Annotated in this window: 28 protein-coding genes and 1 pseudogene; 7 read left to right on the top strand and 22 right to left on the bottom strand. The window is 48.8% G+C overall.

Annotated features, from left to right (window positions below):
- Positions 1 to 9: 9 nt before the first annotated feature.
- Positions 10 to 807, bottom strand: coding sequence for an SDR family NAD(P)-dependent oxidoreductase (locus GCU48_RS10345; protein WP_152379952.1), 798 nt, complete (start codon positions 805 to 807; stop codon positions 10 to 12).
- A 250-nt stretch (positions 808 to 1057) separates the two neighbouring features.
- Between GCU48_RS10345 and GCU48_RS10350 the strand changes: the two genes are divergently transcribed.
- Positions 1058 to 1936 (top strand): helix-turn-helix transcriptional regulator, encoded by an 879-nt coding sequence (locus GCU48_RS10350; RefSeq protein WP_152379953.1) that lies wholly within the window; start codon positions 1058 to 1060, stop codon positions 1934 to 1936.
- Positions 1937 to 2135: 199 nt separating this feature from the next.
- Here the strand turns inward: GCU48_RS10350 and GCU48_RS10355 are convergent, their stop codons facing one another.
- Positions 2136 to 3101 (bottom strand): AraC family transcriptional regulator, encoded by a 966-nt coding sequence (locus GCU48_RS10355; RefSeq protein WP_244316186.1) that lies wholly within the window; start codon positions 3099 to 3101, stop codon positions 2136 to 2138.
- 229 nt (positions 3102 to 3330) lie between these two features.
- On the opposite strand from GCU48_RS10355, the gene GCU48_RS10360 reads away from it, so the two are divergent.
- Entirely contained in the window at positions 3331 to 4284 is a 954-nt protein-coding gene (locus tag GCU48_RS10360) for an SDR family NAD(P)-dependent oxidoreductase (RefSeq protein ID WP_152379954.1), read from the top strand.
- A gap of 120 nt (positions 4285 to 4404) precedes the next feature.
- On the opposite strand, the gene rlmH is transcribed toward GCU48_RS10360, so the two are convergent.
- Positions 4405 to 4884: a 23S rRNA (pseudouridine(1915)-N(3))-methyltransferase RlmH gene (rlmH, locus tag GCU48_RS10365; protein WP_152379955.1), complete on the bottom strand. Its 480-nt coding sequence runs from the start codon at positions 4882 to 4884 to the stop codon at positions 4405 to 4407.
- Between the two features lie 161 nt (positions 4885 to 5045).
- Complete coding sequence (locus GCU48_RS10370; protein ID WP_152379956.1) at positions 5046 to 5897, bottom strand: DNA-binding protein; 852 nt, start codon at positions 5895 to 5897, stop codon at positions 5046 to 5048.
- Positions 5898 to 6061: 164 nt separating this feature from the next.
- On the opposite strand from GCU48_RS10370, the gene GCU48_RS10375 reads away from it, so the two are divergent.
- Together GCU48_RS10375 and GCU48_RS10380 are read left to right on the top strand one after the other, a co-directional pair.
- On the top strand, positions 6062 to 6406 hold the full coding sequence (locus GCU48_RS10375; RefSeq protein ID WP_152379957.1) for a helix-turn-helix domain-containing protein: 345 nt from the start codon (positions 6062 to 6064) through the stop codon (positions 6404 to 6406).
- A gap of 62 nt (positions 6407 to 6468) precedes the next feature.
- Positions 6469 to 6813: a helix-turn-helix domain-containing protein gene (locus GCU48_RS10380; protein ID WP_152379958.1), complete on the top strand. Its 345-nt coding sequence runs from the start codon at positions 6469 to 6471 to the stop codon at positions 6811 to 6813.
- A 105-nt stretch (positions 6814 to 6918) separates the two neighbouring features.
- On the opposite strand, the gene GCU48_RS10385 is transcribed toward GCU48_RS10380, so the two are convergent.
- The 4 genes and pseudogenes from GCU48_RS10385 to GCU48_RS28835 form a co-directional block, all read right to left on the bottom strand.
- The gene (locus GCU48_RS10385; protein ID WP_152379959.1) at positions 6919 to 7407 is read right to left on the bottom strand and encodes a DinB family protein; all 489 of its coding nucleotides are present in this window, start codon (positions 7405 to 7407) and stop codon (positions 6919 to 6921) included.
- Positions 7408 to 7435: 28 nt separating this feature from the next.
- The gene (locus GCU48_RS10390; RefSeq protein WP_152379960.1) at positions 7436 to 8371 is read right to left on the bottom strand and encodes a helix-turn-helix domain-containing protein; all 936 of its coding nucleotides are present in this window, start codon (positions 8369 to 8371) and stop codon (positions 7436 to 7438) included.
- Positions 8372 to 8491: 120 nt separating this feature from the next.
- Positions 8492 to 8659: a CxxH/CxxC protein gene (locus GCU48_RS10395; protein WP_007433184.1), complete on the bottom strand. Its 168-nt coding sequence runs from the start codon at positions 8657 to 8659 to the stop codon at positions 8492 to 8494.
- Between the two features lie 106 nt (positions 8660 to 8765).
- Positions 8766 to 8846: pseudogene (locus GCU48_RS28835) on the bottom strand (SAM-dependent methyltransferase); the annotation flags it as partial.
- Positions 8847 to 9042: 196 nt separating this feature from the next.
- On the opposite strand from GCU48_RS28835, the gene GCU48_RS10405 reads away from it, so the two are divergent.
- Both GCU48_RS10405 and GCU48_RS29140 read left to right on the top strand, forming a co-directional pair.
- Complete coding sequence (locus tag GCU48_RS10405; protein ID WP_425280862.1) at positions 9043 to 10089, top strand: glycoside hydrolase family 5 protein; 1047 nt, start codon at positions 9043 to 9045, stop codon at positions 10087 to 10089.
- The gene (locus tag GCU48_RS29140; protein ID WP_425280863.1) at positions 9998 to 10306 is read left to right on the top strand and encodes a hypothetical protein; all 309 of its coding nucleotides are present in this window, start codon (positions 9998 to 10000) and stop codon (positions 10304 to 10306) included. Before GCU48_RS10405 ends, GCU48_RS29140 begins: the two co-directional genes overlap by 92 nt.
- Before the next feature lie 93 nt (positions 10307 to 10399).
- Here GCU48_RS29140 and GCU48_RS10410 read toward each other — a convergent pair whose 3' ends face one another.
- Positions 10400 to 11635 carry a S1C family serine protease gene (locus tag GCU48_RS10410; protein WP_152379961.1) on the bottom strand — a complete coding sequence of 412 codons (1236 nt, stop codon included), beginning with the start codon at positions 11633 to 11635 and terminating at the stop codon, positions 10400 to 10402.
- Positions 11636 to 12138: 503 nt separating this feature from the next.
- Between GCU48_RS10410 and GCU48_RS10415 the strand changes: the two genes are divergently transcribed.
- Complete coding sequence (locus GCU48_RS10415; RefSeq protein WP_007433188.1) at positions 12139 to 12345, top strand: hypothetical protein; 207 nt, start codon at positions 12139 to 12141, stop codon at positions 12343 to 12345.
- On the opposite strand, the gene GCU48_RS10420 is transcribed toward GCU48_RS10415, so the two are convergent.
- From GCU48_RS10420 to GCU48_RS10480, 13 genes are all read right to left on the bottom strand, one after another.
- The gene (locus GCU48_RS10420) at positions 12314 to 13120 is read right to left on the bottom strand and encodes an MBL fold metallo-hydrolase (protein WP_025717214.1); all 807 of its coding nucleotides are present in this window, start codon (positions 13118 to 13120) and stop codon (positions 12314 to 12316) included. The two genes, GCU48_RS10415 and GCU48_RS10420, sit on opposite strands and share 32 nt — an antisense overlap.
- Before the next feature lie 6 nt (positions 13121 to 13126).
- Positions 13127 to 13891, bottom strand: a complete 765-nt coding sequence (gene yycI, locus GCU48_RS10425) for a two-component system regulatory protein YycI (RefSeq protein ID WP_152379962.1) — start codon at positions 13889 to 13891, stop codon at positions 13127 to 13129.
- An 18-nt stretch (positions 13892 to 13909) separates the two neighbouring features.
- The gene (locus tag GCU48_RS10430; RefSeq protein ID WP_152379963.1) at positions 13910 to 15250 is read right to left on the bottom strand and encodes a YycH family regulatory protein; all 1341 of its coding nucleotides are present in this window, start codon (positions 15248 to 15250) and stop codon (positions 13910 to 13912) included.
- Complete coding sequence (gene walK, locus GCU48_RS10435) at positions 15247 to 17076, bottom strand: cell wall metabolism sensor histidine kinase WalK (protein ID WP_025717217.1); 1830 nt, start codon at positions 17074 to 17076, stop codon at positions 15247 to 15249. The genes GCU48_RS10430 and walK overlap by 4 nt, the downstream gene beginning before the upstream one ends.
- A complete protein-coding gene (yycF, locus tag GCU48_RS10440; protein WP_025717218.1) occupies positions 17073 to 17804 on the bottom strand; it encodes a response regulator YycF in 732 nt (243 codons plus the stop codon). The genes walK and yycF overlap by 4 nt, the downstream gene beginning before the upstream one ends.
- A 232-nt stretch (positions 17805 to 18036) precedes the next feature.
- Positions 18037 to 19560: a M23 family metallopeptidase gene (locus GCU48_RS10445; RefSeq protein ID WP_152379964.1), complete on the bottom strand. Its 1524-nt coding sequence runs from the start codon at positions 19558 to 19560 to the stop codon at positions 18037 to 18039.
- Positions 19561 to 19876: 316 nt separating this feature from the next.
- Positions 19877 to 20485: a hypothetical protein gene (locus GCU48_RS10450; protein WP_152379965.1), complete on the bottom strand. Its 609-nt coding sequence runs from the start codon at positions 20483 to 20485 to the stop codon at positions 19877 to 19879.
- A gap of 147 nt (positions 20486 to 20632) precedes the next feature.
- Entirely contained in the window at positions 20633 to 21349 is a 717-nt protein-coding gene (locus GCU48_RS10455; RefSeq protein ID WP_152379966.1) for a GntR family transcriptional regulator, read from the bottom strand.
- 22 nt (positions 21350 to 21371) lie between these two features.
- Positions 21372 to 22394, bottom strand: a complete 1023-nt coding sequence (locus tag GCU48_RS10460; protein ID WP_152379967.1) for a CehA/McbA family metallohydrolase — start codon at positions 22392 to 22394, stop codon at positions 21372 to 21374.
- On the bottom strand, positions 22387 to 22854 hold the full coding sequence (locus GCU48_RS10465; RefSeq protein ID WP_152379968.1) for a hypothetical protein: 468 nt from the start codon (positions 22852 to 22854) through the stop codon (positions 22387 to 22389). Before GCU48_RS10465 ends, GCU48_RS10460 begins: the two co-directional genes overlap by 8 nt.
- A complete protein-coding gene (locus GCU48_RS10470) occupies positions 22851 to 24338 on the bottom strand; it encodes a hypothetical protein (protein ID WP_152379969.1) in 1488 nt (495 codons plus the stop codon). The genes GCU48_RS10465 and GCU48_RS10470 overlap by 4 nt, the downstream gene beginning before the upstream one ends.
- A gap of 31 nt (positions 24339 to 24369) precedes the next feature.
- Complete coding sequence (locus GCU48_RS10475) at positions 24370 to 25212, bottom strand: ABC transporter permease (RefSeq protein ID WP_152379970.1); 843 nt, start codon at positions 25210 to 25212, stop codon at positions 24370 to 24372.
- 2 nt (positions 25213 to 25214) lie between these two features.
- A complete protein-coding gene (locus GCU48_RS10480; RefSeq protein ID WP_152379971.1) occupies positions 25215 to 26384 on the bottom strand; it encodes an extracellular solute-binding protein in 1170 nt (389 codons plus the stop codon).
- Positions 26385 to 26444 lie beyond the last annotated feature (60 nt).

The raw sequence follows: 26444 nt of genomic DNA on the forward strand, positions 1-26444 counted from the left end.
ATCCCGCTATCAGTACCTTTTTGGCTTTGACATGCGTTCCATGATCAAAGCTACCCTGCGTCTGCTAAAAAATCGGATCATTTGAGCCATAAGGTAATTGTTACGGCCATCGATGATATAGCTGCGTCCCTGATCAATCCCGCGAATTCCTGCCTGTACAACCTTCTCCGGGGTCGAGAGCTTTTGACCCGCCCCCATTTCCTCACTGCCGACCGCATCGAAAAACCCCGTCTCGGTTGCACCTGGGCACAGTGCGAGCACGCGAACGCCTCGCCCGCGCGTTTCCGCCCATAGCGCCTCAGAGAAGGACAATACAAATGCTTTGGTAGCCCCGTAAACTGTAGAATAAGCACAAGGCATAAACGCGGCCATCGAAGCCACGTTAACGATGACTCCGTCCTCTCGCCTCAGCATATTAGGCAGCAACCGATGCGTAAGATCGACTAACGCAGCCGTGTTCAGCATAATCTCTTCCTGCTCGCGCTCCGGGTCTATTTCCTCGAAACGGCCATAAGTGCCAACGCCTGCGTTGTTGATGAGAATATCGACCGACAAGCCCAGTTCGGAAATTTGTTCGGCCAGTTGACGCGGGGCATTCGCTTTGGACAAATCACAAGCCAACGCATATGCCTTCACGCCATACTGGCGGTTTATTTCCCCAGCCATTGCATCCAGTTTGTCCTTGGAGCGCGCTGCCAGAACGACATGACAACCTCGTGCCGCCAGTTCTTTGGCATACGCTTTCCCGATTCCGGATGAAGCACCGGTGACTATAGCTAGCTTGTTTCTATATACATACTTGTTCAAAAGAAACACAACCTCCTATCGATAGCACTGCTCTGATGTAAATTATCTTAATAGTACCGTGGTAGGAGGGTGTTAGCCACAGCATGACTATTACTATTAACGGGAGTAATAGCATCGGTGCTCGTTATGGTTCTCTTTTGTGGCAACCGACAATTGGCATAGATTATAATGATCATGTACGAAGTGCTTTTGGTCCATTTGGTTAATAACGATATATATTCTTCCATATGAGTAATTAGAGGTGACCTACTTGAAAACAAATCGTTCCCCATCCACATTGGGTGAATTCATGAAATCGCGCAGGGAACGGTTGCAGCCTTCAGAGGCGGGAATCCAGCCACTGCCCGGACGAAGACGCACTCCTGGGCTTCGAAGAGAAGAAGTCTCTTATCTTGCCCATATAAGCGTGACTTACTATACCTGGCTGGAGCAAGGTAAGGAGGTGAATCCTTCGCCGGAAGTGCTGTTAAGTATCAGCAAAGCGCTTCAGCTTGACGAAGATGAGCAGAAGCATCTGTTCGATCTGGCCAATGTAGACGCGACGAGCGTCGTCACAGTGCCGAATAGCGGAGGGCCGGATGCGGAAGTTTTACAGAAGATCGTAGATCAACTGCATTATCCTTCTTTTATCACGGACGAAGGCACGGATGTTATCGCCTGGAATCGAGCGGCAGAACTGATCGTAGCCGATTTCGGCAGTCTGCCGGATAACGAACGGAATATGATGAACATTATGTTTTTAAAGCCGGATTACCGCAACAGACTGGTGAATTGGGAAGGCTTTGCCCGTTACTCCGTAGCGGTTCTGCGGTCAAGCTTTGACCTTTACAAGGACAACCCGTTGTATATGGAAAGGTTCGAACGCTTGAGACGGGAAAGCGAGGAATTCGTGCATTTCTGGGAGCTATATGAGATTAAGCAAAAGCGCGTAGCTACCGCTTTATTTCGTCTTCCTGACGCACAGGAGATGGAGTTCGCACTCCATTCTGCGGCTGTCATTGATAACGATCCGGGACTGCACTGGTGTTTCTTCGTTCCGGTACCCGGTTCTGGCACGGAGGAGAGATTATTCCGTTTACTGGAGCAGGATAGGCAGCTCCATAGACGGTTACTCCCGTTAATAGAATAAACGTTATGTGGCTTCCACGGCAACTGATATGCTCCTCTACCTGTTTATTTAAAGGGGAGCATATTAAAACTTGCCGTTACTTATGATACGGTTCACCATATCACTTGTGAGACGAAAAATAAGCCTTCTGATTCAGAACGCTTTAACAATATCTGGATTCTTTCCATTCGCTGGACCTTCCACATGCCTAACGACCAAATCAATCCTTTTCGATCTTCTCTACTATGGGGCTAGTTCTCAATGCTTTGATGTCTTTAAAAGGAGGCGATCCAAAAAGCCTGCGATATTCCATGCTAAATTGTGATACATTTTCATAACCGACTTCCATAGCGGCTGCAGTTATATTAAATGCGCCACTCAGTATAAGACGTCTTGCTTCCTGAAGGCGAAGCTGCTTTTGATATTGTACAGGTCCCAAAGTTGTAACGGCTTTGAACTTATGATGTAGACCAGAAACGCTCATATTTGTTAATTTTGCCAGTTCCTTTATGGTAAAAGGCTTAGAATAATTCTCTTTGATCCATGCAACGGCTTTGCCAATCCCATCTTCTTGCCGATCGATCATGAATTGTTGAAAAAAAATGTGACCGGCATCCCCCGAGAGCAAATGAAAGATCATCTCGCGTTTCATAAGTGATGACAAAAAACCGACTTCATTCGGGTTCTCAACTAGCTTGAGCAAACGAAATAATGATTCCACCAAACCTTCGTCGGCTTTCCCGATATATGCTCCAGTCTTCAACTTTTTGTCCCTTGGGCCGAATTGAATACCCGCCTCCATAACCACAGAAGCGATATCTTCCATCGTAAAATCAACGCGCAGACCGATATAGGGCGACTGCTTTGTAGCCCCAATAATTTCAGCAGATGCCGGAATATCGATAACAGATACCAAGTAATCTCCTGCACGATAATCAATGACCTCTTGACCAAGATGAAGTTTCTTGGCACCCTCTAGAATCAGACAAATCGATGGAGTCAAAACACCAGAGATTTCCGAGGTCTGTCGACTATACCGCATTGTCGTTAAAAACGGAATCATCGTCTGGGTACGACCCTCGTCAATGGTGATCCGTTTCGCAATTTCCAACATTTGATTCAAATATGTTTTTGATTGGGTGCTTTCCGTATATAACTGTCCGTAATTGATTTGTTGTTCTCCCACATCATTCACCAACTTTTACTTTGAAGAATCCTCAGAAGCTCGTTAACAACCATTCAGGTTCGCTTCGAAACCTTTCTTGTAATAATAACTTAATCCTGGTCAAGGGCAAAGGGCGCTTTTTATCATTTGCAGTTTTGAGCAAGTTTTAAGCAGAAACAAACTATTTCAATATATCAATTTAAGTCATAATGTCCTTGAGGTTAGAAAATCAAGAAAGAAGGGAATCACAATGTCGGAATCCTCATTGATCACAACCCCATTCCATTCCAAATCGACCGCAAGCGAGGTTGTTTCGGGGGTCAATCTTACTGGTCGCAGAGCTGTTGTAACTGGAGCTACATCCGGAATCGGCCTTGAATCGGCACGAGCTCTGGCTGAAGCAGGTGCCGAAGTCACATTGGCTGTTCGCGACATCAACACAGGAAAGCTCGCTGCCGAAGATATTGCTGTAACCACGGGTAATCCACTCGTTAAGGTGATGCCATTAAATCTTATCGATCGATCCTCCATAACCTCATTCGTTGCTTCATGGAGAGGACCGCTCCATATATTGATCAACAACGCCGGTATCATGGCAACGCCTGAGATGCGAACCCCTGAGGGATGGGAATTTCAGTTCGCTATCAATCATTTGGGACATTTCGCTCTTACCACCGGACTTCAAGATGCTCTAGCTGCTGCAGACGGCGCCCGTGTGGTCTCAGTTAGTTCCGCGGGGCATCTCCGCTCGCCGGTGGTGTTCGATGATATTCATTTTCTGCGTCGTCCCTACGACCCGTTTCTTGCCTACGGTCAATCCAAAACAGCTAATATATTGTTCGCTGTGGAAGCTTCAAAACGCTGGGCTAACGACGGGATCACCGCAAACGCTTTGATGCCTGGCGGTGTGCGCACCCCCGGAGTTGCCCGTATCCAAGTCACTCCCGAGGAAATCGCAAAGTTAAACGAGACTAGAACAGGCTATCCAGAAATCATCTGGAAGACCCCGGAGCAGGGAGCGGCTACTTCTGTACTATTGGCAACGTCCCCCTTGTTAAACGGTATCGGGGGGCGATATTTTGAGAATTGCAACGAGGTTGGACCCCAAGATTCAGGGAATCAGTCGGGTGTCGCCCCTTACGCAATTGATCCCGAAGCCGCCGTTAAATTATGGGAGCTTTCAACAGGGATGATTCATAGCTAGCTCATGATTTTAAGAATAATCACGTAGCACCAACCTGAATAGAGATCGGAGGAATCCCGCTCCCCGATCTTCTTCGGTTCTACCATTTTATAGCACGATATAAGTACTCAATTTTTTGCGTTATTTGTGATACGGTTCCCCTCGATTAATCTTCACCGCCCGATAAATCTGTTCCACCAGCACCAATCGCATCAACTGATGCGGCAAGGTCATTCTTCCGAAGCTCAGCTTCTGCTGGGCGCGGCGAAGGACTTCATCAGAGAGACCGTGACTACCGCCAATGACGAAGACAACATGGCTTGTACCGTAGGTTCCGAGCTTGTCCAATTCCTCTGCGAGTTCTTCCGAGCTCCACAATTTGCCGTTGATGGCGAGTACAATCAAATGTGCTTCACTTTTCACATGAGCAAGGATGCGCTCTCCCTCTCGTTCCTTGACCTGTCGAACCTCCGCCTCGCTCAGTGTGTCAGGAGCCTTTTCGTCCGCTACCTCGATCATTTGAAACTTGATGTATGGCCCTAGCCGTTTAGCGTATTCCTGAATCCCCATGACCAAATACTTCTCTTTTAACTTTCCCACACCTATAAGTTGAATAAACAAATTCCATACCCCTATCTATGTCGAATGATAATATAAAATCGTATTTAAGATCCCTAACTTAAAAATATACCTGTAACATAGTTATTTTAGCACCCGAAACGTCTCTTACCTATCTATTTCCTCTCCGTTACGAGCCTATTCCCTGTTCAGATCATAGCGAATCATTCATTTACGCTCTTCACAATGAAATGCTTATCAGTTCCGTATTCATCAAGACACTGCATTAGCATCTCTCGATATTGACTGATTTGTTCCACTGTCGCTGACTCGCGCAGTGATTCGAACAATGCTGTACATTTCTTGAAATTACAATCGTTACCCGACTGATCAGTTAGTTGCATCGCCTGCAAAGTAAGCCCCACTGCATCCTGTAATCTGCCGTACTTCCGATAGTACAAAGCCAAATGATAGCAGTAGCTATAATAGTAAGATATGTTCTCTGCGTCTTTATAACTCTCGAATTCATTAATCTGCTCTGCAAACGTATGTAAGATATCTGCCACATCCAAATGATACATGAGCGCTGCCTGTAATATGGTATTGAGCCCCGGTAATATTTCCTCTAGATTAGCCTGTAAAAAGGCTACGTATTCCTCGATCAGCCCTATATTTCCAGACAAAATATCTACTGCATATAAATTAGTTTTGGCTAAAAACCTGAATTCCTCGACAACCTGATTGCCTTCTTCCTCTAAATCCTCCATCCACCCTAGCTCAGCATACTTATAGATGCACTCCCTTGCCTGCTCATATGCACCCTGGTTCTGGTGAGCCATTCCACACATTAGGTGACTGAGTCCAAAATAATATACCAACGGACGTTCTAAATTGACATGCGGGATGGGTAATTCCATTGTTTTATGATACTGCCGTTCTTCGTAGATATGCTGTACACATTGGTACAAAATATCCGCCGTCTCCATCACCTTTTTCCAATTCTCAAAAGCCACAGCCATCTCCAACATTTCAACAATGATGTCCGGTTTGAGTGATTTTAGGATAGAAGTTCTCAAGAATAGCCCTCCTTATATTTCCATTTACACCCAATTGTATAGAAAATAAAAAGGGAGGTCAATATAAAAAATACTTAAAAGTACAGTTTTCAATGTATTTATTTTGCATAAGATAGTCTGTAACGATAATCTGTCCTCTTCTAACCTTAAGTGGAGGTGATTACATGAGTTTACCAGAAAGCGTTGGAAATCGGATACGAGAACTACGAAAAGCTAAAGGATGGACGCAAGAACAATTGGCAGAAGCAGCAGGACTTCATTACAGTTATATTGGCGGAGTAGAACGTGGAGATCGAAATATTTCATTGGAGACGTTGGAAAAAATAATTTTAGCGTTACAGGTTCCCCCCTTTGAACTTTTCCAATTCGATGAAACTACTGATCGAAAAGAAATCATAAATAAACTTATGTTACTCATAAATTCAAGAGAAACAACAGAGCTTGAAATTCTTACTACTATAACAAAAAATATTGTTGATTTAGTTGAGTTACAGCAAAAAAAGAATTGAACTATTCCCTTCTACCTGACTTTTACACTTCATCTTCCATAAGCTTATTATGAGGTGGTAATATGGCTGAATTACGCAAGCAAATGGGTATCAGAATTAGAGCAATTCGGAAGGCTAAGGGATTAACACAGCAACAACTTGCGGAACTTTCAGGATTAGATGATGCATATATCGGATCGGTAGAGCGTGGCGAAAGAAACTTTTCTATTGATACCTTGGAGAAAGTGCTAACCGCCTTAAACGTGTCTATCAGTGAATTGATGTTTTCCAAAGAACATATGACTAAAGACGAAACTATTCGGCAAGAGGCGATAGATGAGTTCGTGGCTTTAACCAGCAAATTAGATGAGAAGCAAATCGGGATTCTCAGACGAGTTAGTAAAGAAATTTCACGCGCGTTTGAGTAAGTCATTCCACCCTAAAAAACTAAAAACCCTTGAATACAACAAAAAAAGAGCACCCCTTAGGTGCTCCAGCTTGTACGTTTCCATTTTTCACAGCTATCCTCATACTCAAGCGTACAACATAAAAAAGCTCACTTCATGCCCCAACTGCTTCAGATAATTATAGATCTGCGAGCGGTGATGGAACACATGCGTCACGGTCTCGATCTGCCATTGGACCTGTAGATGCCCATGCTCCATATAAAAGGCCTTCGTCGAGCGATTCAAATAATCGTCTTCGCTAAGCGAAAGAATGTAAGCCTTATAGGCCTCGAAATTCTCTCTGAAAGCCGCTGCCAGGCGCTCGGGATCTTCCACCCCGGACATGCTGTTTTCAATGCTTCCTACTTCTCCCTCGGACTTTTCCTGCATGATCGCCAGATCGGAAGCAGGAATGAGCACAAAATGGTGCACTAACTCCAGCAGCGAGCGGAAATTGTCCTGCGGCCGAAAGCTCCAATCCTCTGGACGTATTTTGCGGATCAGTGCTTCCCCCGTCCGTACTCCGGTCTCCAGCTCATTCAGCAGATGATCACGAACTTGCAGCGTTCCACTCATATTCTCATCTCTCCTTTGCCATTCTTCTTCATGCTTTGAGTATAGCGGAAGCCTCAGGGCGTGTATTGTAAAAATCGGACAATCTCCGAAAATCCTTGGCCGCAGTAAGCGGGGAATCGCCATAAAACCTGCGAAAATCACGGATCAGATGTGCCTGATCAAAAAAGCTGTGCTTCAACGCAAGCTCCGTCCAATCCAGAGGGTCACCGCTTTGTATACTGTGCAGAACGCTCTGGAAGCGGACGACCTCACTGAACTTTTTGGGGCTGATCCCGATCCATTGCCCAAACTTGCGGTTAAGCTGCCTTTCACTGATCGCTTCGCGCTCTGCAAGCTCCTTCACACTCATACCCCCACTGCTTACAAAAATCCGATGCAGCAGATTTTTCATCAGGTCACAATCGTTCGTCCTACGGCGCAGTAGAAGCTGGATGAGATACTCATCCATTACGCGCACCCGTTCATTAAAGTCTCGTGCCTCAAAAATACGTTCACTTATGATCTCGATATTCTCGGGCCATATATCTTCCAAGCGAAAAAGGCCACCTGTAAACAAATGAGTCGGCATGCCGTGAAAATAATGTGCTCCGCCCGGAAAAAATCGCACCGCAAAAATGCGCGTCTCGGTACCTGCTTGTCTGGTAGACACGAACGGATGCGTAAAAGTCCCGCAGTACGAGATCTCCTGACGCTTACTCACCGGGTCGTATTCTAACAGAATATCCGTACAGCCATCAGGTAATACCCGCTCCACGGTTTCTTCCGCCAGCAGACTTAATGAAGCAGCGCCTTCACACGAAGCTGCTAGATTCCCCTCTACCACCCTGGCAGCCGGACCGGACTCCCAATAACAAGCTACGTAAGCTCTCAGCGCAGCAGACGGCTTTTTTTCGATATAATATGAGGAAGAGTCACTTCCATTGACCTGAAGCGGACGAAACAGCGAATGCAGCAAAGGGTCCATCTAACGTTCACCCCTGTCTCAGCAAGTATTGGGAATTAGTAAAGCTCTATGTATGAGGATGATACAAAAATACTGGTATACAAAAAGGACGTTTCTGCCCGAAACGCCCGTGCTCATTTTTTATACGACTAAAAATTCCGCTTTGTTCTCACATTCCTTGCACTTCACCGGAGGGTCCCAATCCGAAAATTTCGTTTCCTTGAGATCGACGACATCCGGTGCATCCTCGTATTCATCGACGAACATATCAATTGCCAGTTCCACATGCTCTTTACATACTACGTACATTCCAGTTGCATCCCTTTCCGTATGAAGCTCTTCCTGTTGTAGGTGTCTGTTTTACCGCCTTCTCTTGTTCTACCACACTTGACGCGGAAAGGAAAGGGCCTGATCGCTATCCCTGACGCTTGGTTTTAAAAATGAGAAAATTACTGACATTTAAGTCCTCGCGAAAATGGGGATATTTCTCCAGCACTACTTTACCTTCCGAGAAGGCCATAGATTCTACACTCATTCCTACATTTTTTCAATAACAACGCTTACAATATTAAAACATCTAATTATGACATGATTTTTCCATTAATTATATAGGTAGTCTATAATGTAATAGTATAGTAGTATCTCAATGGAAAGCGCTTTCAAAAATAACTTTGTAAAGGGGCCTGCCTGTTATGTTAAAACGAAGACCCGTTTCATTGCTGTCATTGACGCTTGCCATCACCCTATTGCTATCTACGTTCGGATCACTTGCCGCTGCTGCCGAATCTGACGAGCAAGCACCACAAGCCACCGCTGCAAGCAGTATGCAATCGTATGTGGAAGCCATGCAGCCGGGATGGAATTTAGGGAATTCTCTGGATGCTGTCGGAGCAGATGAGACAGCTTGGGGCAATCCACGCATTACCCAGGCGTTGATCCAGCAAATTGCTGCCCAAGGGTACAAAAGTATCCGTATTCCCGTTACCTGGGATAAACACATAGGAGCCGCACCGAATTATACCGTTGAGTCAGCTTACATGAATCGTGTGGAAGAGGTTGTGCGCTGGGCACTGGATGCCAATCTGTACGTCATGATCAATGTTCATCATGATTCATGGATGTGGGTAAGCAGTATGGAGCCCAAGCACGATGAAGTGCTGGCTCGCTATAATGCAATATGGACACAAATTGCCCAGCGCTTTAAAGATAAGCCGGACAAGCTGATGTTCGAAAGCATTAACGAACCCCGTTTCACCGAGGGAGGAACAACCAATGAAGCGAAAGCGAACCAGATGCTTCAGGAACTGAATGTATCCTTCCACAAAATTGTCCGCGCCTCTGGCGGTAAAAATGCCACTCGCCCACTCGTTCTGCCGGGCTTGGATACTTCACCTGCCCAAAACAAAATCAATGAGCTGTACAACACGATGACCAAGCTTAAAGATCCCAACCTGATTGCCACCGTTCACTATTATGGTTATTGGCCTTTCAGTGTAAATATTGCGGGCCATACTACTTTTGATACAGATACCAAAAACGATATTATCCAAACCTTTGATAACGTCTATAACACCTTTGTAGCCAAAGGTATTCCGGTCATTGTCGGCGAATTCGGTCTGCTCGGCTTTGATAAAAATACAGGCGTTATTGAACAAGGCGAAAAGGGACTACGCAAGCCTTTACCATTCCAACCGACTTCCGGGGCAGCCAGCTTGCTACGATGGAGGCTGTTTATCTAATAGTGGCAATGCCGGCCCACAGGACTGGACGCCCTATAAGGAGTTTGGCAACACCTTTGCTCCTGCCTATGATTCCAATGGCATTAAGCTTCTGCCTGAATTTTTTAACAGTGTGAAGGATGCTGAAGTCACGCTGAGGTTCCATTTCTGGAGCGGCGATGTGGTGACCTACAAGATCACCAAAAGCGGAACGCGTGTGACGGGAACGGCATCTTAAGCTAAAATGCAACCGACCGACAAACTGAAAAGGCGTCCCCGGAAAAATGAGTCGGGGAACGCCTTTTTTATAGTTATGCCTATAAGTTAAACCCTAGCCTTCCGGCTTATCCGTTAATTTTAACGTTACCGTTTCTTCCTTGCCTGCCCGGTAAAAGGTAACTTTCAGCTCGTCGCCAATCTTCTTGGTATCATATAAATAGCGGCGCAGATCAAGTGTAGAGTTGATCGGCTCACCATCAAAGGCGGTGATGACATCGTTCAGCTTCAAGCCTGCCTCTTTGGCAGGACCGTGGGCTTCCAGAACCACTGCCCCGTCCTTCACGCTATCGGGCAGCTTGAGTTCCTTGCGCTGTGTTTCGTCCAGCGGTGCATACTCATTATTGAGGTCGACCGTGTAGACCCCCAGATAAGGGCGGGTAATTTTGCCGTCCTCAACCAGCTCATTCACCGTTTTCATCACCTCATTGGCGGGAATGGCGAACCCCAGTCCTTCAACGCCGGTATCGGCGATTTTCATCGTATTGATGCCAATCACACGTCCATCCAGATCGACCAGCGCACCGCCGCTATTCCCCTCATTAATCGCCGCATCGGTCTGGATGACATGCTGCTCCCAGTCGTATACCCCATCCTGATTAATGGAAATGGGAATGATCCGATTTGTATAGCTCACAATGCCAGAGGTAAGCGTATCCCCCAAGCCGAGCGGATTGCCAATAGCAATTACAGTCTCGCCTAGACGAAGTTTGCTGGAGTCGCCGATATCGGCTACCGTGTTAATACCTTTATCATCAACCGCCAGCACGGCAATATCGCTAATGCGATCCTTTCCAATCAGCTTTGCCTCTTTTCTAACACCATCCACTGTTACAATATCCAGATCGTCTGAGCCTTCGATGACATGGTTGTTCGTCATAATGAAGGCTTTGCCGGAGCTCACCCGGAAAATAACACCCGATCCAAGCGCCGATTGCTCCGTGCTGCTGCCATCTCCCCCTTTCAGGTTCACGATGCTGACAACAGCCGGGCGCACCTTGGCTGCCGCCTGCACAATCCGGTCATACGGATCACCCGCTGCTTGCCGCAAGGAATAATGGCTTGCTCCGGTTACCGCTGTAGCGGAGGGCAAGCCTGTAATAAAGCTGAACAGCAGCACAGCAACCACTGCACTGACTGCCCCGCTAATGACAGCAGCCTGCATCGGACTTACTCCGCGTTTCCGATGCGTCCAACGCCCCCTTCCTCCACGGCGTGCCTTGAATGCCGTTTTTTTCGCCGCACGTGTAGATACCTTTGTTGAATAAAAATCGTCTTCGAACAAGCCCATACTAATCCTCTCCCCTTCGTTGTCATGCACCGACACTCACTAAAAAATTAGGGCTATTCGGGCTTGCGCCAACCTATGCTACAGAGAACCTGCTCCGTTGAACATCTCAAGTGGATTGAATATCCCCCATCATCGGAATCCAGCAACCTATCGTTCCGGCCTACTTATCTATCACCACAAACGGCGTCTACCTAAGCAACCGGATCACATAAATTAGCATACACGCCGAATCTGACTCCGAATAGAGGAAAAAGGAGGAATGATTTCCAAACCAATGGACTACAATAGTAACAAGTCTTCTATTCTATTACAAAATGATCGTCTCATAGAGACGTTCTGGCCTGTTCCCGTCCGCTTAAAGCAGCCTATACTTTTGGATGAGAGCCTTCCTTCAGAAAGCTATCTGTTGTTAGCTTTATTGTATCACAGCACCTAGTAAAACCACAGGCAGAACCAAGCTTATGACACGCCATTTTCAAAATATTTTTCAGGAGGAATATATGATGAATTCACATCGTTCAGCTATGGATGAAGTTCGTATGGCTGCCAAGCTTGCGGATTTAAAAGACGAGCATTACCGCAACACACTGGCGCTAAGTACATTGATTGAACTACTGGTGGATAAAGGCGTTGTGACCCGTGAAGAGGTAGAACGCAAAGCTGCCGAGCTGGACAGCTTTATGACTCACTTACCTTATCCCAAGGTGTAGGACGATCATAATACGTATCACACAATCGGAACTCACTGTCCTTGTAAAAGCAGCCGCGGTCTTCCATCGCTCCGCGTACGGTCAGCTTCGCAAGCTCCATCATATTGTGATCGCGGCTCAAATGCGCCAAATACGTTCGCTTTGTCCGCCCTGTCAGCAGCTCGCTAAGAATCGCACCCGCCATCTCATTGGACAAGTGACCGATATCGCTGAGAATACGGCGCTTGATGTTCCACGGATAACGCCCCATACGGAGCATCTCCACATCATGATTAGCCTCCAGCACTAATACGTCAGCGTCTGATATCGCCTGCTTCACCTTATCGCTGACATAGCCGAGATCGGTCGCTACACTGAGCTTCTCTGCCCCATCGTAAAAGCTGTACCCTACGGGCTCAGCTGCATCATGAGATATGCCAAAAGACTCCACGCGCAATGATTCAAATTCACGCGTCGCGCCTGTCTCTAATATTCTGCGATTATCGTCCGGAATTTGCCCGACAGCATTGCTGATGGCAAACCACGTCTTCTCATTGGCATACACAGGTAAATTATATTTACGCGCCATGGCGCCTAGTCCTTTAACATGATCGGAATGCTCATGCGTGACCAAAATACCATCCAACTCTTCTCCGCTCAGATCGCGCTCTTTCAGCAATTCATCAATACGCTTCGCGCTGAGACCTGCGTCGATGAGTAATGTCGTGTCTTCGTTCCGAACAACGGTAGCGTTGCCGGTCGAACCGCTCGACAGCACGGTAAATGAAATCCCCATATCTGTTCAAGACCCTTCTGTATGTTCTGTCTTTGGACTAATGACATCTCCGTTCATCTGCACATAATAGACGCCTTTCCCATTATCCAGCATAAACCGCCACACGGGGGCGGCCACCTGGCTATCTGAGTTAAAGGTCTGTCCGTAGTAACCGAGCCGAATATCCTTCACAATCGTGTCACGCGGCAAATAGCTGTCGATCAAGCGTGCCAGCGCCTTGGATGCAGGCAGCATCTTCTTCGCCTCGTCCGAGGGCTGGAGAATCACCTGGATTTTACGATATCCTGTAATCTTCTGGTTGCTGTAAAACAGAGCCAGCTTCACATTAAACAGCGGCCATTTGTCCTGTACCAATGGATGCAGCACAAAAGCGTCCGCTTGTCCAGATACCGGCTCCTCCTGAACATCCAGTGGATCATACTGGTAATTGTCGATATCCTTGATTTGCGGCTCCAATGCCTCAACCAGCGCATCATGGGTGAATACAAGCTTGCTGTCCACCGGCTTTACCAGCTGCACGCGATCACCCTTTTCCCCACTATAAACATACGTGTAGGAAAGCTTGGGCAGCTGCGGGGTATCTCCTGGAATCGGAGCCAGCACCTGAATGCTCTTTTCTTCCATTAAACGCTGCGTATTTTCATCCAATGAAGTAAAATCCAAATTCGGCCCTGCCGTTTCCTGTGCATCATTCCACAACTGGCGCCCCAGAACCACATTGAGCAGCAAAAATGTACAGATCAGTACGTTTTTGGCGCGACTCCAATCCATTCCCGTTCCCCCTTCCTGTCACTGCTTTGTCTCCTGAGATGGCTGCGCTTGTAGTGGAATCGATGCTGTCGTTACCGGAACAGCAAGAATCTCTGCGATAGAGCCATCGCCCAGCGTAACGCGCCACTCGGGGACAAGCTTCAACCCATCATTGGTTAGCTCCGGCTGATATACAGGAGTTAGATCTCTAATGGTTTTTCCTTTGCCTACTGTCTTCAATTGCTTCTTCAAGACCTCGCCGCCTGGAAGCATGACCTTCTTCGAGGACTGCTCCCCACCCTTGAGATACAACAGCGAGCGATCATAGACAGAGGCCGTTTCCTGCTGGATTTGCAGCGAAATCGTACCAAAGCGGAATGATGGTGTATCCAGCACGGGATAAGCCCCGTAATACTGCTGAAACAGCACACTTGTACGATTTTCATCGCTGCCTCTCATTTTCAGTTGATAGGAAGCATCCCAGCCGCCATGTTGATTTACAAAATCAACGGCGGCCAACACATCCCTAATCGGGCTGCTTCCGCTCGCCCCTGGAGCGCTGGGATCGGTATAGCTCATCCATCGCTGATCCTGCTTGATTTGCAGACTCCGCTTGCTATCGGTATAAATTTGGGAGCCGTCCTTCTCCTGAATATTGCGTGTAATCCCCGGATCAAAAAACAAATTTCGCTGCATCTGCTCTGTCGTAAACAACCCGGCATACACTACGGGCTGTACCGTCTCCAGATCCTCTACGGGGATGTAGTACTGATTATCCACCAGCTCGTACAACGGGGCATTTTTGCCAAAATTCACATGCTGCCTTACATCCTCCACCGTCATATCGAACTGGTTCGCTTCATACACTACATCGCCTCTCGCACTGAAAAAGAGAGCGTGCGGCTTGGCATTCTTTTCGTCGATATAGATCCAGATGCGGTTAATCGTCTCTCCCTGAAACACCGAATCCGGCGTCAGACGCATGACCCTCTCCAGTAATGACACGGGGACGCCGCCTGAAAAAGACAATTCGATGCCCTCATTCTCACTGCGGATTCGCGCCCAGTCTGCCGAATGGATACTCCGACGCTGGAAATTGTTAAAGCTCCGGCTTTCCAGCCGCGTATAAATCAAGTCGTAAAAAGCAACACCCGGATAAAAAACAGTATGTTTTTTGTTCCCTTGGTGAATTAGCATTTTATCGGGAAACACGAGGTTTTCAATCTTTTTCTCCTGCCCCATGCTTTCGGTCTTCACATAGTTTGTTTCTGAAGTGAGTACAGAATCACTGCCCGGAAGGCGGTAGATCAAAAAGTAAGTCTGTATCAGGCTGGAAGCTACCAGAAAAGCAAGCACCCCTGACTTCAAACGTTCCTTCACTGTGCTTCCCTCCCTTCACCCGACATCGGGAGCGTAAAGGTCGTGCAGGTCCCTTGACCATATTCCGACTCGAGGAAAATCTGGCCTCCATGGGCCTTTACAATTTCCCGGGCAATCGACAGCCCTAATCCCGTACCGCCCATATTGCGCGATCTCGCCTTGTCTACACGATAGAACCGTTCAAAGATACGGTCCAGATCCTTTTTCGGAATCCCAATTCCGGTATCCTGTACCGAAATCGACAGCATCCCCTCACTGTTGCGGCGTGCTTCAATCCGAATACTTCCGCCCTCCGGCGTATATTTCAACGCATTAGACATCAGATTGTCCAATACCTGCTCAATTTGATCCCGGTCGATCACGACCTTGCCAATCCCCTGTTCTACGAACATTCCTGAGCGAATGTGCTTTTGCTTCATTTGAAAAGAAAAACGATCCGCCACTTCGTCCAGCATCTCCATCACATCCGCGGGCTGCATCCGCAAAGGCGCCTCATTGGAATCAAGCCGCGACAGATGCAGCAAATCCGTAACCAGCCGGATCATACGCTCCGTCTCGTTGCGAATTACGCCCACGAAGCGCTCCGCAAGCTGCGGCTCACTCATTGCACCGTCATCCAGTGCTTCCGCATAGCTGCGGATCGTCGTCAGCGGGGTACGCAGCTCATGGGATACATTCGCTACGAATTCCCGCCGTGTCGTCTCCATTTCCTCCTGCTCCGTCACGTCCTGTAGCACGGCAATCGTTCCCGTAATGCCAAATTCCCGTCGATGAATCGGCGTGAATGTCACGCGGATCACGATCGGATCATCCTGACCTGCTGGCTCCAGTTGCAGCAGCGTGGAGGCCGTAGAGCCGCTATACAAGGCCTCGGTTTCCTCCGGGTCGATCCCCAGCAGCACCGCGATATGCCTGCCGGTCATTTCGTTCTCGTTCACGCCCAGCATAGCGCTGGCCCGACGGTTCACCAGAATGACCCGGCCATGGTCATCTGTAGCGACGACACCGTCGCTCATATTGGTCAAGATGGAGGAGAGCTTCTCCTTCTCCTCCTCATTTTGGGACAGCGCCTCGCGCAAGCGGCCTGTCATATAGTTAAAGGCCACGCTGAGTCTGCCGATCTCATCCTCACCAAACACTGGCATCTGCTGGTCAAACTTGCCCTCTGCGACCTCTGTCGCATGGCGAGTCATCACCTTGATCGGGTGTGTAATGGTATGCGCCAGCACCACGCCCAGCACAGCCGTCAACGCCAGCGCAATCAGCATACCGGATAGAAACACATTGTTAATGCGCTTCATCGTATCGTACAGCTCGGTCATCGAAGCGGCGATGTACACCGCGCCAACGATTTTACCCTGGCTGATGACAGGTTTGGCGACGACCTTTTTACGGACGTTATCCTCGTCCACCATGTATTCTTCGTTATCGCGAATCCCTTGGAGTGCGCGACTGACAACGGTCTGCGTATTTTTACGTCCGACATAATCGGCGTGTGAGCCTTGAGAGGTAATCAATACCTTGCCACTGGCATCCAGCACCTGAATTTCCGCACCGCTGAAATCGAACAGATTGTTCACCCGTGCGCGCAGACTCTCTACACTGTCTTCTTCCATTTTACCGTCACTGCCGTTCAGATCCTGCTCTGCCAGCACGGACAGCATTTCCGCCCGTGCCTGCAAATCCTGTGTAAAATTACTCGTCAGTGAGTTCTTCATGGAGCTGACAAAATAGACCCCGATCAGCTGCATCGCCACTAAAATAAGCAGCACATAAATAATAATCAGCTTGGCATGGATGGTGCGAAAGAAAGACAGCCATCTCATGCCCGCAGGCCACCTTTGCTCCCGCTAACAATATATCCGAGTCCACGGCGTGTCAGGATAGTCTCTGGTTTACTCGGATTCTCCTCGATTTTCTCACGCAGTCTGCGAATCGTCACATCGACCGTTCGTACATCGCCGTAGTATTCGAAACCCCACACCGCCTGCAGCAAATGCTCGCGGGTCATGACTTTTCCGGCATTTTTCGCCATGTAGTGCAAAAGCTCATACTCTCGGTGCGTCAGATCAAGCGCCGTCCCATTTTTGTAAGCTGTATACATATCTGTATCAAAGAAGAGGTCTCCCACGCGCAACCCCTGCTTATCCTCCTGTGAACGACCTTCCGGCGTGCTTGTCGCACCGCGCTGTTGTCTGCGCATCTGTGCCTTGACGCGTGCCAGTAATTCCCGTGTACTGAACGGCTTCGTCACATAATCGTCGGCGCCCAGCTCCAGCCCAAGCACCTTGTCGATTTCGCCATCTTTGGCGGTCAGCATAATAATCGGTGTCTGGAGCTGATGGCCGCGCACCTCGCGGCATACGTCCATACCGTCCATGCCCGGCAGCATCAGGTCCAGCAGAATCAGATCAGGCTGCTGCTTGACCGCAATATCCACCGCGCTGATTCCATCGAACGCGCAAATCACCTGGTAGCCCTCTTTTTCCAAATTAAATTTCAAAATATCAGCGATAGGCTGTTCATCATCCACGACCAGAATCGTCCCCTGCATACAGCGTTCACCTCTTCTCACCGATCGTAATTTATATATTGAACTTCGTTTGTTAGTTCCATAAGATGCTGATTCTATTCTATCATACCCGCACGCCATTCCATTACTTCTTCGCATCCTTTTCTTTATGCAGAAAAAAACCATGCCTGCACCTGACCTTAGTCCTGCAGAAAAACATGGCCTTTCTCCTTGATCCCCATCCATCATGTACATTCCCATATAAGCTATAAATCTATCTTAAATACGTCATTGGATCTTGTGGTGAATTATTTTTACGGATCTCGAAGTGAACATGCGTGCCTGTTGAGTGTCCTGTACTTCCCATAATACCAATGGCTTCACCCTGCTGAACAACCTGTCCCACATGAACCCCGATACTGCTCAAATGTCCGTAGACCGTTTGATAGCCGTTGCGATGATCAATCATAATGACATTACCGTAGCCATTCTGCTGACCCGCAAATGTAACGACACCTTCATCGGAGGCCTGAATGGTATGATCGCCAACCAAATCAACACCTTCATGCATACGTCCCCAGCGTCCACCGAAGCTGCTCGTCATTACAGCACCCGCAGTCGGCCAGGCAAACTGGCCTGAGCCTTCTCCCTCGACCTTCGTTCCTCTCAGAACCACCTCGGTAAGAGACGGCTGCAGCACCTTTTGACCGAGCCATTCCTCTTGCACGACCTCACCGTTCTCCTTGGTCAAACGGTAGTCCATTTCTTTAAGACCTGCTTGTCCCGGTCTGACGACTTTGGTAACCCCGGCCTTCAATTCATCACTCTGACGAATCTCAACCTCAGGCTCGATGGCAATCTGCTCGACGACCTTCTCTACCGTCCGTACCGTGACTGGGGCCTTGGGTGCAGTGAGCTTGAGCTCGTCCCCGATTTGCAGATACAGCTCGCGCAGACCCGGATTGTTCTGCTTAATTTCCCAAGCAGTCATATTGAATTTCGCAGCAATGGACGACAACGAATCGCCCTCCTGCACCGTATACGTTACAGGCTCCTCGCGTCCCTCGGTCAGCACCTTCACCGCTTCTGCCTCCGTCAGAACCTTGTTAGGGTCTGCCTTCACATGCTCATATGCAATTTTCTCACGGATACTCGCAGACTCCAGCCACGCTTTATGCGTCTTGGTACTGGCACTAGCGTGACTGCTGCCCACCGACGTCTTGCGAACCAATCCCTTAATACCTGTAGCCTTACCCTCACCCGCAGGTGTGTATTTCTTCTGTACTTGCTTTAACGCCGCCTGTGCAGTCGCTTTATCCTTCACAATGCCAATCGTCTTTCCGTTGACCTTCACTTCAACCCCTTTGGCATACGCTGTCAACATACCGTCCAACTTCTTCAGCGTGGCTGAGCTATCAATATTCGCTTTATACGCCTTTTCAGTGGTTGTTGTTACCGCACTCGTATTAAGCACCATATCCACGCCCGGATACTTGGCCTTATACTGCTTGCTCTTTGCAGCATACAGCTGCTTGAGCTGTTGCTCATTTAGGATATTCCCAACTTCGACGCCCTTTACATACACTTTATAATAAGGCACCGTGTTGGCCCCGACATATTGATTGCCAGCAAAAATAAGACTGCCTGCAATCACTACACCGCCTGCCGTCCAGCTCAACCACTTTTTCCGTCCGTTCCACCATGTAGCTATTGTTCCCGCTTTGCCAGTAGAATTACCTTCAACGCTTGAATTCTCATTCTTGTCGTCTGGTGAATACTTCCCCTTAGAAACCTGCATGGTCCTCTCCTTTTCAGCATATCCTATCTCTATTAAATGCGTTCGTGAATGTTTTTTGTACTGTAAAAGTTCTTTTTGTACTATAAAAGCAGCTATTTTGCGTGATCATATATGCTATTAGTCGCTATCTATCATTACATAGTTACGTAAAAGGTTTCAAAAATTTAACCTTTTCACAACACATTTTACTTTAACATAGCTTTTACAAAGAATTCAACTTCACTCCAATTACTTCCTGACACGCAAAAAAATCCGCGCCCGGCGCGGATTCCATAGTCTTATTTTGTACATAAGCTTTGCCCATAAACACACCTTATCATTTAAGCATATTCATCAGCTTGTTATACTCTTCTTTCGTCAAATACTTCGCAAGCACCTGCTGAATATCCTGAAGCTCCTGCTCTGTCAGGCCGCCTTCCATCGCGGCTGATATTTTCTGCATCTCCTCCGGCGGCAGCTTATTCATCAGAATCGCAAAAATCTCCTGCTTCTGCGCCGCAGGCAAATTGTTCTTCTTTTCTGTTAAGTGATCGGGTGTAATCACCAGGTCATGACCTTCAATACTGGTCGACTGGCCTGGTTCAGGTGTCGCGTTCGCAGCACCCGTGCTTCCTCCACCCTCGTTCAAGCCCTGTCCCATGACGGGCAGAGCACCATCCGGTGGGGTTTCATTTTCTGTACTTCCGCCTGTTGCCTTGCTTTTCCCTATGTCTGAGCTTTTACCCGTATCTGTGCTTTTACCTGCGCCTGTGCTCCCATTCAGCCAGCCCAATCCCCATATCGGCTGATGATCGAGCTGAATGTTGAATTGCCGCAGCAGCGATTGAACATAGGCATTCACAACCACACCTGTCACAGCCAGCGTCAGAGCGCTGACCAGCACCACCGTCATTCCTTTCTTGAGCAGCCATCCAAGCCATCTCATATCCCGTTACCTCCTTCATACGCAGCTTGCCATGTGTACATCATCATGAAGTGCATATCAATCAGTATTGACGAGATATGACGATTTTTAACCCTTGGAATATGTAAAACTAGCACAATTGAATAGTAGATGTGATCTGGCAGTGGATCAGCGAGTACGGCGTACCCAGAAGCGGAAAATATCATTGCGGACATAATCCAGTGAATACAGCACCTGCCGGTTCAGCTCATCGTAATGAAGCTGCTTGAGCAGCAATACCGTAGCCTGTGGCTGCTGGAGCAGACGTACCGCGTGGGCATCATGAGCGCTCGGAACGGTAAGCTCTGAATACGCCCCTACAATTCGTACCCCGGCCTGAAGCTCCAAGCTTTGAAATAAGGACCCTGAAAAAGACCCGTCCTCCAAAATAGGGCTTGCTAACCTCTCCGGCATCCAGTTTATAGAGTGTGCAACCGCCTCCCCATCCGCGGTTCGTGTACGCTCCAGAACAATCATCGGCTCATGCTCGGAAAGCCCCATTCGGTCCGCAATATCCGGAGGACACGCCGAAATCCTCTGAATGGATTTCAGCTGCTCATCCTCCCGCAGCCCTGCTGAACGGATCATATCTCCGATGCTGTACAAGCGATCCAATGAACTGGGAATGCTGGGAAGCGGACGAGTGGCGAACGTGCCGCTCCCGTGCTTCACCAACAGCTTTCCTTCCGATTCCAGCTGGCGGATCGCTCCACGTAGCGTCGTACGCGACACTCGGAACGATTGAGAAAGCGCAGCTTCCGAAGGCAGCCTGTCGCCCGGTCCAATCTGGTTAACCTCTATATATTCCTCTATGAGCAGCTTAATGCTCTCTTGTTTGGTCGACACCGTCCAAAGCCCAGCCTTTCTCTCATAATGATGTGATTCCAGCGATATAAATCGGATTCGTAAAAGCGATCATGGTCACGCAGTCTTCCATACAGCCATACAGCTCGGCTCGTACCCAGCCCTTCTCTGCCGGGTCTTGCAGCGTTATCGTATATTCTCCTGATTGAGCAGGAATATGAATTTCAGAGCATGTCCCCTGACGACTGGTCAACAGCAACCGAAGGCTCTGCGGCTCCAGCCGATAATGGGCTGCCCTGATCTGTGCATCCAACTGTATCGTCACCAACAGCGAATCTCCCGCCATCGGCTCTATATATTCCCCGATACGATAGCTTTTATCATTCCCCTCGACCTGTGCCTGCATCGTCAGTAACGGCCCCATCGTAACCGATACAGAGCCTTCGCGGATCGCCTCAACGGCCCGGTTCGCCAAGGTCTCCTGTTCTCCTGCTTCCTCCTGCACACCCAGATAAGTGACCGCCGGAAGGGCATCATCCGGTTTGGAAATGTGCCAGTCCCGACCACTTACCGCCGTGATGCGATATCCCTGATTCAGCAAATCCGTCCACATCGCGAATGCCCGTTGGCTATCGCGCTTAATCGACGGCATGAGTGTTGACCATACCTCGATATAGTCGACCTCATGCCAGTCCTGAATGGTGTATTCCCAGAAGCATCCCGTACAGATCGGACTTCCAATTCGGAACGGATGGGCGATCCCTGCAATTCCTCCCTGCTCATGCACCTTCCGAATCCCCTCGTGAATATCATCAGGTCCCAGAATACGCCAGTCAATAAAACGGTCTACCCCAAGCGTCAGCATATGTCCGTAAAAGGTGGTCCACTCCATCCCTGAAATGATCGGGACACCGAACTGCTGTTGAACCCGCTCCTGATCTACAAGTACCGACTGGGTATTATGATCTGTCACGGCGATGCACTCAAGCCCAAGATTGGCTGCACTTTGGGCTAGTTCCTCCAGTGTTTGCTTGCCGTCACTATGAAGCGTATGGGTATGAAGCTCTGCCGGAATCCATTTAACCATGCGCGGCATCCTCCCCCCATACCTCAATGCTGTATGCCAGAGCCTCTGTTACAACGGCATGCAGACTGACGGTGATCCTCCACATGCCTGTGGGGTTGCCGGCTGCGACAAATCCCGGCGAAGCCGCGGAAGAACCCAGCCGATGCTCCTGCTGCATCTCGGGGCGGTGCGCATTGCCCCGATGGCGAACAGGATCATCGACAGACAGCGTTAATAAATTTTGCAGTGGCGTATACTTCTTCCACGCCTCCTCAGCATGACCCGGTTCGTCGTATCCGTAGCGCCTCATGCTCTCTTCAATCATGCTTCGAGCCTGCTCCTGATCCTCCAACAGCTTCGGGGTGTACGAAAATTGAATGCGAATGATTTCTGTCGGCTGTGAAATATGAAAAGAGTACGTAATATGGCTCTGGGTACAGGAACGATCGACCGTTCCTTCCACATACAGCAGCTTGCTCATACCTGCTCATCCTTGCTTGTCGAGTAATCCGCAGCATAAGTTACTGACCCCGCCTCGTCTGCCGCTGCCCATAGAATACCTGTTGGGGTATCACGCGTTAGCTCAAGCGCCCGATCTGTACGAATCCCTGGTTGCTGCGGCAAATAATTTTCGTTCAACATAAAAGCATACAGTCCCGCCACCTTCATACGATCGGCACCGCCTTCCAGCAGCACTGCCCTGATTTCCGCTATATCATCCAGCGCAGGCTCTCCCGATAGCTTGATCGTTGTGGAGAAGTGCGACTCTGCCCCCTCATAAGCGGCTCTAAAATCCCCGAGTCTCAAATCATGATGGCATGATGAATACCACTGCTCGGAGCCATGAAGGCGAAGCTGGATATCGACACACGCGTCCTCTTCACGTCGATTAAAGCCTGGTCTAGATGCTGAGGGGCGTTCACCGTCGGAACCAGGCAAAGGAAATTTTGACGTCTGGATAAATACATAGCTGCGCTGATGAGCAAGAGCTATGGATGACGCAAGCGCTGGCATTTCCAGCTCCTGCTGGCGCTCCATTTCCCATTGCGTAACCTGATAGGCAAAGGGAAAACGGCTCATGACCGCCTCACGCGGCTCTTCCTCTGGCTTCCACTGAAAGGCAGGTGTCAGCATAAAACGGTAATCTGACGTAATATGATCCGTAAAGTTTCCATTGGTTGTAGCCGACTGGAGCACAGGATGCCCGCCCAGACCATAGCTTCCCTGAAAAGCAGTAGTGATGTGATGCGGGCCTTGGAAAACAGCATTCAGCACATGGCCTTCCACGTCCAGCTCAACGCGATACATCCATTCAATATCTGTTGTTCTTCCCCACTTGCTCATTAACAGCGGCGCTGGCGTTCCTTCGTCCTCATGGCTGAACATCATCTGATATTCGATGATCGTCCGTTCTTCCTCCTCTGCCACCGAATAAAACAGAACCAGCGGCGTATCCGTGAAACGATTTTCATAGGGATGGGACAGATTGCGACCATACAAAAGAGGGGTGTGGCGATAGACAAGCGATCTAACCGAAGAATCAGCCACACAGCGCAGCTCGACCCCGTCGATCCAGGCTCTGGACACCAGCGGAGCAGACTCCAATTCGCGGAATTCCGCATACACCTCATAATCGCCTTCCTTCAAATACCCCAACAAACGAGTGTACACACCCAGGCTGCTGCCATAATACAAAATAACGTCCTGATTATAGACATCGTTCAGGTAGAGGCGCACGAAGGCTGATTCCCGATCTGCCGCAGCCCAGTCGCTCTCCGAGCGGGCCAGCAAATCCAGCTCTGCGAATCCGTCTTCCGGCATGGAAAACGTGAATCGGAACCCGTTCCCCGTGCTGAGCTCGACCTCGGCTTTGTGCAAGGCAATCCGATACCCGCAATCCAGCAGGTCTTTTTCCTGCAATTCCCCGCGAAACCCGGTCATCTGCACTTCTGCTTGGCTGTTCATCCCTGTAACCTCCTTAGTGTATAGCGGCCATCTAGCCCGCATCCGCATCCTTCACCATGGTTCGAATATAAAAGTAGCCCATGAAAGAACACAGTAAAAACATAAACACTGCCATAGCGCTTGCCGTATGCGTTTCCTGATAGCTGGAAAATACCTGCTGCATGGCGACACCCAATACCTGCGGTGAGTTGGCACCGATCAGGAACGGAGCTGTGAAGCTACCCATGATTCCCATAAAGATGAAAGTCACCGCCACCCACATCGTTTTGTAGGAAAGAGGTAAAATAAAGCGACCAAACAGCTGTAGCGTGCTGGCGCCCGCATCTCTGGCACTTTCGACAACAGCGTTCGGAATACTGGCAAGCGCCGAGCTGAGCAGCATGGTTGCGAACGGAATGTTGAACCACAAATTAGCCAGCACCAGCCCTTTGTAGTCATAAATAATCCTCGGTATGGTTTCAATGCCGAGCGGCAGCAAAAGACGTGCAGCCCAGCCGTGATTGCCATACATCGTAATGATCGCATAGGTTGCAATTACACCAGGAACAAACATCGGAATAAAATACAATCGGCCTATCCATTTCACGACGGCCCCTTTTCCAAATCTCAGATAAATAGCCAAAGCATAGCTGATGACCAGCGTAAGGGCCGTCGAGACTAGCGTGACATTGATCGTATATATGATATTTCTGCGCATGGCCGGCTCCGTGAACAGCCAAATATAGTTCGCCAGACCGTAGCCGGTTCCATGCTGGTCAATCAGGCTTTCTTTTACCGCATAGAGAATGGGAACAATAACGACGACCAGCAAAATGAGAAAAGATGGGATGACTAGGGCAAGCCCTAACATCCCTCTTTTAGAAGATGAACTCATGATCAGCCGCCTGCGACTTCACTTTGCCAGCGTTTGTAGATTTCCTGCTGAAGCTCGCCGCTGTTGAAGCTGCGGTAGCCTGAAGAAACACTGTTGAATTTCTCTTGCAGTTCTTTTGGCATCAGACTCCACTTGATCCCCGGATAGCCATACATTTTATTGATAACAACCTTCTGCGCGTCCGGTGTCAGCACATAGTTCAGGAATTCTTGCGTCGCTTCCTTCTTGGAGGAAAGGGAAGGAACCATCAGATAAGACGGCCCGCCTGTAAAAGCAGGGGCGATCTGCGTCAGCTTGATCGTGTCAGGCAGCAGCCCTTTTGCCAATTGCTCCAGCGCCATATCGGACCAGGCCGGAATCATATCCACCTCTCCGCTCGCGAGAATATCAAGCGTGCCTTGATTCTTTTTCGGATAGACACCCTTTTGATACATGGAAGGCCCCAATTCCTTGAGCAGCGAGAAGCCTTGATCCCATTTTTTCATATTAGCCGGATCATTGCTGTTCATGGCCTCTGGCGGGAGGAAGTTATAGATGACGGTATTTACAAACGAGCTGCCTGACCCACCCGTGGACGGGTCGTTATAAGCAAATTTGCCGGGATGCTGACGAATCCACGTATACAGCTCGTCTGCTGTTTTGGGAGGCGTACCCACCTTCGCGCTATTATAGGCAAGAACTACCGAGGATGCCCGGTATGGAATAGCCTGATTATTTACTTGCTTCAGATAAGTTTCGTCCACATTGGCCAGGTTCGGAACCTTTTTGGCGTCCATCGTGTCCCACAGTTGTTCACCTACACCTCTAGTGATGTCATCCAGACTGCCCTCATACAGATCTATATCCACATCAGTTTGTCCGCTCTTTTTGGCTGCGATCAGACGATCCAGCGTCGATGCACCTCCCGTTCCGGCTGGCAAATACACCAGCTTAACCTTGATGTGGTCATTTTTAGCTTCAAAATCCTTAATTAAGGTTTCCCATAACTCTTTGACGTTCAAAGATCCGCCAGTGTACAAGGAAATCTCCGTCGTGCCTGCAGCTGCCCCTGCTTTCGTGTCCTTGGCCTCTCCTGTCGTGGTTGTGGCCTTGCCGCTGTTCCCGCATCCGGCCAATAACGATAGGCTGAGCACCCCAGCCAAAATCAGACTCATCTTCTTTTTCCCAAACACGTTGTTTCCTCCTTTAGATGGTTGCACAAGTTCGCAATACCGCTAGATGATGCGTTCATG

The organism is Paenibacillus brasilensis (assembly GCF_009363115.1).
In the GTDB taxonomy this organism is placed as follows: Bacteria; Bacillota; Bacilli; order Paenibacillales; family Paenibacillaceae; genus Paenibacillus; species Paenibacillus brasilensis.

Bases quoted from the DNA above. Each gene is read 5' to 3' on its own strand.
- GCU48_RS10360 (WP_152379954.1), top strand. From the start codon at position 3,331: ATGTCGGAATCCTCATTGATCACAACCCCATTCCATTCCAAATCGACC.
- GCU48_RS10375 (WP_152379957.1), top strand. From the start codon at position 6,062: ATGAGTTTACCAGAAAGCGTTGGAAATCGGATACGAGAACTACGAAAA.
- GCU48_RS10380 (WP_152379958.1), top strand. From the start codon at position 6,469: ATGGCTGAATTACGCAAGCAAATGGGTATCAGAATTAGAGCAATTCGG.
- GCU48_RS10385 (WP_152379959.1), bottom strand. From the start codon at position 7,407: ATGAGTGGAACGCTGCAAGTTCGTGATCATCTGCTGAATGAGCTGGAG.
- GCU48_RS10390 (WP_152379960.1), bottom strand. From the start codon at position 8,371: ATGGACCCTTTGCTGCATTCGCTGTTTCGTCCGCTTCAGGTCAATGGA.
- GCU48_RS10395 (WP_007433184.1), bottom strand. From the start codon at position 8,659: ATGTACGTAGTATGTAAAGAGCATGTGGAACTGGCAATTGATATGTTC.
- GCU48_RS10405 (WP_425280862.1), top strand. From the start codon at position 9,043: ATGTTAAAACGAAGACCCGTTTCATTGCTGTCATTGACGCTTGCCATC.
- GCU48_RS10410 (WP_152379961.1), bottom strand. From the start codon at position 11,635: ATGGGCTTGTTCGAAGACGATTTTTATTCAACAAAGGTATCTACACGT.
- GCU48_RS10415 (WP_007433188.1), top strand. From the start codon at position 12,139: ATGAATTCACATCGTTCAGCTATGGATGAAGTTCGTATGGCTGCCAAG.
- GCU48_RS10420 (WP_025717214.1), bottom strand. From the start codon at position 13,120: ATGGGGATTTCATTTACCGTGCTGTCGAGCGGTTCGACCGGCAACGCT.
- yycI (WP_152379962.1), bottom strand. From the start codon at position 13,891: ATGGATTGGAGTCGCGCCAAAAACGTACTGATCTGTACATTTTTGCTG.
- walK (WP_025717217.1), bottom strand. From the start codon at position 17,076: ATGAGATGGCTGTCTTTCTTTCGCACCATCCATGCCAAGCTGATTATT.
- yycF (WP_025717218.1), bottom strand. From the start codon at position 17,804: ATGCAGGGGACGATTCTGGTCGTGGATGATGAACAGCCTATCGCTGAT.
- GCU48_RS10445 (WP_152379964.1), bottom strand. From the start codon at position 19,560: ATGCAGGTTTCTAAGGGGAAGTATTCACCAGACGACAAGAATGAGAAT.
- GCU48_RS10450 (WP_152379965.1), bottom strand. From the start codon at position 20,485: ATGAGATGGCTTGGATGGCTGCTCAAGAAAGGAATGACGGTGGTGCTG.
- GCU48_RS10460 (WP_152379967.1), bottom strand. From the start codon at position 22,394: ATGGTTAAATGGATTCCGGCAGAGCTTCATACCCATACGCTTCATAGT.
- GCU48_RS10465 (WP_152379968.1), bottom strand. From the start codon at position 22,854: ATGAGCAAGCTGCTGTATGTGGAAGGAACGGTCGATCGTTCCTGTACC.
- GCU48_RS10470 (WP_152379969.1), bottom strand. From the start codon at position 24,338: ATGAACAGCCAAGCAGAAGTGCAGATGACCGGGTTTCGCGGGGAATTG.
- GCU48_RS10475 (WP_152379970.1), bottom strand. From the start codon at position 25,212: ATGAGTTCATCTTCTAAAAGAGGGATGTTAGGGCTTGCCCTAGTCATC.